Here is a 4,322-nt window from a genome sequence, read left to right as displayed (position 1 = left end):
CCGTATGCCTACGACGCGGTGATGACCTTTGCCGCCGCCATGACGAAGGCAGGTTCGGCCGCCCCGGAAAAGTACCTGCCGGAACTGGCCAGGATCCGCTACAAGGGCGTGACCGGCCCGGTCGCCTTCGACCAGCATGGCGACATCCGCGACGGCACGCTGACCTTGTACACCTTCAAGTCCGGCCACCGTACGATGCTGGCGGTGACCAAGTAAAACGGCTTACGCAGCCATGGCTGGCGGCTCGGCCTGCTCGGACGCCGCCAGTTGCCGGTTCACCGCCGACAGCACCGCCTTGAACGACGCGGTGACGATGTTGCTGTCGATTCCGGCGCCAAACAAGGTCGGGCCGTTGGCGACGCGCAGCTCGACGTAGCAAGCGGCCCGCGCGTCGGCGCCCGAGCCGATGGCATGCTCGTGGTAATCCATCAGCTGGATGTCGATGCCGAGGGCATTCACAAACGCATCGATCGGGCCATTGCCGGTCCCCGGCAGGGTGCGCGTCACGTCATCATGCACCACCGCCACGCTGACCTGGACCCGCCCGGCGCCGCCGCTTTTTTCCGTCATCGAGTGCGACAGGTAGCGGTAGGGCGCTTCATGCTCCAGGTATTCCCGCGCGAACAAGGCGTGGATGTCGGCAGCGGCGATCTCGCGGCCGCTGGCGTCGGCCTGGCCCTGCACCACGCGTGACAACTCGATCTGCAGGCGGCGCGGCAATTCCAGGCCGTATTCCTGTTCGAGCAGGTAAGCAATGCCGCCCTTGCCGGACTGGCTGTTCACGCGGATCACCGCATCATAATTGCGGCCGAGGTCGGCCGGATCGATCGGCAGGTAGGGCACTTCCCAGAGCGCATCGGCCTCTTGCCGCGCGAAACCTTTCTTGATGGCGTCCTGGTGCGAACCGGAGAATGCCGTGTACACCAGTTCGCCTGCGTATGGGTGGCGCGGATGCACCGGCAGCTCATTGCATTCCTCGACCAGCTGGCGCACCGAATCGATATCCGAAAAATCCAGGCCCGGATGCACGCCCTGGGTGTAGAGGTTCATCGCCAGGGTCACCAGGTCGACGTTGCCGGTGCGCTCGCCGTTGCCGAACAGGCAGCCTTCGACACGGTCCGCGCCGGCCATCACGGCCAGCTCGGACGCCGCGACACCGGTGCCGCGGTCGTTATGCGTGTGCACGCTGAGCAGCACGCTGTTACGGCGGTCGACGTGACGACCGAACCATTCGATCTGGTCGGCGTAGTTGTTTGGTGTGGCGCACTCGACGGTCGCCGGCAGGTTGAGGATCAGCTTGCTTGCTGGGGTCGGCTGGAACACCTCGATCACCGCGTTGCACACCTCGACGGCGAAGTCGATCTCGGTGGAACTGAACACTTCCGGCGAGTACTCGAAGCCCCACTGGGTCTCGGGTGCGGCGTCGGCCAGGCGCTTGATGGTCTGGCCAGCGGCCACGGCGATGGCTTTGACCCCGGCCTTGTCCTGGTTGAAGACGATCTTGCGAAAGCTCGGCGCGCAAGCGTTGTAGTAATGCACGATGGCGCGCTTGGCACCCTTGAGCGACTCGAAGGTACGCTCGATCAGGTCGTCGCGGGCCTGGGTCAGCACCTGAATGGTCACATCATCGGGGATATGGCCGCCTTCAATCAGTTCGCGAACGAAGTCGAAATCGGTCTGCGAGGCGGACGGAAAGCCCACTTCGATTTCCTTCAGACCCACGGCCAGCAGGCACTTGAAGAAGCGCATCTTCTTCTCGGCGTCCATCGGCTCGATCAACGACTGGTTGCCGTCGCGCAGGTCGGTGGACAGCCAGATGGGCGCCTGGTCGATGATCCTGTCCGGCCAGGTGCGATCCGGGATGCTGATCTGGGTGAACGGGCGGTACTTGCTGGAGGGGTCTTTAAGCATGCTCATGGGGCAATCCTTTTAGCGCGGCGGCAAACGGCGAGCCGGGCGGAGTTTGAACAATAAGGCAGGGCGTGAGCGGAAGAATTAGCCACGCAGTCGCTGGCTCACCAGGCAGAGGTTGAGGTGCTGACGCAGCAGAATAAGGCTGTGGTTAGTAGTCATAGCGTCAACCCTAACCATGGTGGCTAAAGCGTGCAAGCATGCTGAGAAAATTGGTGATAAATCGCGCCATGCGTGATTGGGTGCGATTTTATAGCGCCGCGGCTCGTGGCTTTTAGCTTTGATTGCGCGGCTTATAGTGCGTTAACGAATAAATTCCCGGCTGATGCTGCGAAACAGCTCGGTTCCGGCCTGTTGCAGCCATTCGAAGGCGACCATTTCCCGCGAGACGATCACCGCACCCGCTTGCTGCATACGCTGCAGCGCCAGTTGCTTGTCGGCTGGCTTGCGCGAGCCCACGGCCTCGGCCACGACAAACACGCTGCGGCCCTGCTCTAGCAGGTCGAGCACGCTTTGCAGCACGCAGACATGGGCTTCGCTGCCGCACACGACGAATTGCCGGCGCTCGCCGCCTGGGCGTTGCAGCAATTGGCCCTCGCTGACGGCGGAGAAATGCAGTTTCTCTACGATGGCCTCGGGCGCATGCCCGGTGCGCAGCGCAGCAATGGTCGGCCCCAGGCCCTTGCTGTATTGCTCGGTGAGCAGCACGGGCACGCCGATACGCTGCGCCACCTGCTGCAACCACAGGCTATTGGCGGCCAGCTCGGCATGCTCGGCGATGGCGGGGAACAAACGTTCCTGAATATCGACAAGCAGCAGGCAAGAGTCTTGGGCGCGGATACGCATGGCACAGCTCCTGTTCAGGGCTTGAAGGCACCGATAAAGATCGACGGATCGATGCGCGCATCGTTCAGACTGACGTTCCAGTGCAGGTGTGGTCCGGTGGCACGGCCGGTGGCACCGACCTTACCGATATGGCCGCCACGGGCTATCTCGTCACCCAGCGTCACGTCGATGGCCGAAAGATGACAAAACATGCTGATCAGGCCCTGGCCATGGTCGATAAATACCGTCTTGCCGTTGAAGAAGTAATCGCCAATCAGGATTACCTTGCCGGCGGCCGGAGCCTTGATCGGTGTGCCGCTATTGGCGGCGAAGTCCAGCCCCGAGTGCGGGTTGCGTTCCTCGCCGTTGAAGAAGCGGCGCAGGCCGAAGGGACTCGACAGTGGCCCGTTGACTGGCCTGTCGAACAGCAGGTTGCTGGGCTGGCGGGTGCTGAACTGCTGGTAGGCGCGAGTCTGTTCGGCCAGCTCGCGCTCGATGCGCGCAAGGTTCTTGGCGTTCGGGTTGACCTGTTGCTGGTTCTTGAGGGTGATGCGCTGCTCCATGTACTGCTTGCTGCCCACCTGAAAGCTCAGGGTCTGGCTGCCGTTGACGCTGATCTGCTGGCTGCCGGGTTTGCTGCTTAGCGGGATGCCGACAATGGCAATCCAGCGTTGTTGGTCTTCATGAATGACCAGCACCGGTTTGTTCTGATAGCGCACGTTGGGCGCGCTGGCTGCTGGTCCTAGATTGACTACCGCCACACCGCCAGGCACCGGTTTATTCAGCAGTCGGCTGATAAAACCTTCGGCGTGGACGGGTAGGGCGAGGCAGAACAGGGTGAGCAGGGTGAATAAACGCATGGGGAACCTGTGTGGAAATCAATCGAGCAGCGACAGGGTGACCGGCTGCACATGGTTGTCTTCGACCCGCACATCCAGCTCGCCGCTACCCAGGCGCGCTTTCAGGCGCTGGCCGGGGCGGGTGTCGGTGGCATTGCGGACCGCGCGGCCGCGCTCATCCAGCAGGATGCTGTAGCCACGCCCGAGGGTGGCCAGCGGGCTGACCGCGTGCAGCGTCTGCACCTGGCTATGTAGCTGCAGGCGGCGGGCTTTGAGACCTTCGCGCATGCTGCGTTGCAGACGTTCGGCCAGGGCCTGTAGGCGTTGGTCGAGCAGTTTCAGGTTGCGTTCCGGGTGCAGGCTGAGCAGGCGGGTTTGCAGGTGGGTCAGGCGCTCGCGGCGGTTGCTCAACTGGCGCGCGAAGGCGCGGGTCAGGCGCATCTCCAGGTCATCCACGCGCTGGGCATGCTGGCGCAGGCGCTCGCCGGGATGGCGCAAGCGCCGCTGCAAGCCTTCCAGGCGCATGCGTTCGCGTTCCAGGCGGTGCTGCATGCGCATCAGCAGGCGGCGCTTGAGGGTGTAAAGGCGCTGCACCAGCTCGCTGCTGTCGGGGGCCAGCAGCTCGGCGGCGGCCGAAGGCGTGGGGGCGCGCACGTCGGCGACGAAATCGGCGATGGAGACATCGGTCTCATGGCCCACGGCGCTGACGATGGGCGTGAGGCAGGCGGCAATCGCGCGGGCCACCGG

4 protein-coding genes and 1 pseudogene are annotated in these 4,322 nt (G+C 63.6%); 1 reads left to right on the top strand and 4 read right to left on the bottom strand.

Annotated features, from left to right (window positions below):
• Positions 1 to 216, top strand: a pseudogene (locus WA145_RS06450) (branched-chain amino acid ABC transporter substrate-binding protein); the annotation flags it as partial.
• A gap of 6 nt (positions 217 to 222) precedes the next feature.
• Here the strand turns inward: WA145_RS06450 and leuA are convergent.
• The 4 genes from leuA to WA145_RS06430 form a co-directional block, all read right to left on the bottom strand.
• Positions 223 to 1,917 (bottom strand): 2-isopropylmalate synthase, encoded by a 1,695-nt coding sequence (gene leuA, locus WA145_RS06445; protein ID WP_422580778.1) that lies wholly within the window; start codon positions 1,915 to 1,917, stop codon positions 223 to 225.
• Between the two features lie 297 nt (positions 1,918 to 2,214).
• Positions 2,215 to 2,757: a hydrolase gene (locus tag WA145_RS06440; RefSeq protein WP_422580777.1), complete on the bottom strand. Its 543-nt coding sequence runs from the start codon at positions 2,755 to 2,757 to the stop codon at positions 2,215 to 2,217.
• Positions 2,758 to 2,771: 14 nt separating this feature from the next.
• Positions 2,772 to 3,596 carry a peptidoglycan DD-metalloendopeptidase family protein gene (locus WA145_RS06435; protein ID WP_422580776.1) on the bottom strand — a complete coding sequence of 275 codons (825 nt, stop codon included), beginning with the start codon at positions 3,594 to 3,596 and terminating at the stop codon, positions 2,772 to 2,774.
• An 18-nt stretch (positions 3,597 to 3,614) separates the two neighbouring features.
• The coding region (locus WA145_RS06430) for an exodeoxyribonuclease VII large subunit (protein WP_422580775.1) at positions 3,615 to 4,322 on the bottom strand (708 nt) is incomplete at its 5' end.

Source organism: Pseudomonas sp., from assembly GCF_049301935.1.
GTDB lineage: Bacteria > Pseudomonadota > Gammaproteobacteria > Pseudomonadales > Pseudomonadaceae > Aquipseudomonas.
Note: the sequence above shows the minus strand (reverse complement) of the source record. Positions and strands in the feature narration are given on the sequence as shown.